1 pseudogene is annotated in these 885 nt (G+C 36.4%); it reads left to right on the top strand.

What is annotated here, in order from left to right:
• A pseudogene (locus HMPREF9073_RS16090) lies at window positions 1–885 on the top strand (hypothetical protein); the annotation flags it as partial.

The raw sequence follows: 885 nt of genomic DNA, 5'->3' as shown, positions 1-885 counted from the left end.
CACCTTTTGATATCACACCTTATTTGACCAATGGCGTGTTGGAAACCAAAGATGTATTTGGTGACCTTACCGATTACAGTCCGTCACAACAGGCGGTTATCAATGCCTATAAAGCCACAGGCAAGGTAGCAAACGATACCTATTACGTGTTTATTACCAATGCCAAGAGCAGTACAGGGCAAGGAGGCTATATGGCACTCGGTGGACAGTTTGGTTTTGTATTCGACCAAACCGAAAGAACCCTCGCCCACGAATTGGGGCACGGAATATTTAAACTAGCACACCCATTCAAGAAAAAACAACAAGGTAATGTCCCCTGCCTAATGGACTATACCTCCGATGAAGCCCTCCTCTTTGCTGATTGGAAGCAAATCAATGATCCTGCATTTAAAATAGGTATTTTCCAAGGACAAAGTGAAGGAGAGCAGATAAGCGATATTCTTTTATTGTCTCGTTTTATAGAAAATATAAAAGCGCACTCATTTAAGATTGATTATGATTATTCGAAAAAAGAATTATCTGATGAAACGATTAACTTTTTGCCAGAAGTTACATTGCGTTTTTCAAAATTAGAGGATTCAGGTTTTTATTCTTCAGATAAGATAAAAACAACAGATGGTGATGAACTTACTCTTAGCTTATGGGTTGGTAAGCATTTCAATAAATATTTCAATTTTGATATTTCCAATGAGGGAGGCTTAGGGAAAATTATTTCCCCTGATCAGAAAAGTATAAGGTATTATCGCTATTTTAATAATCCTACCTCACAAGATAAGGAGGTGCTTACTTCTCGAGTATTAGAAACAAATGCTCAATATTTCAATGGAATAATTATTCAAGTTCCAAATAAGTATGTAACAATCTTTGAAAATAGCGTTTTAAACT

Source organism: Capnocytophaga sp. oral taxon 326 str. F0382, assembly GCF_000318295.1.
Lineage (GTDB): Bacteria > Bacteroidota > Bacteroidia > Flavobacteriales > Flavobacteriaceae > Capnocytophaga > Capnocytophaga periodontitidis.
Note: the sequence above shows the minus strand (reverse complement) of the source record. Positions and strands in the feature narration are given on the sequence as shown.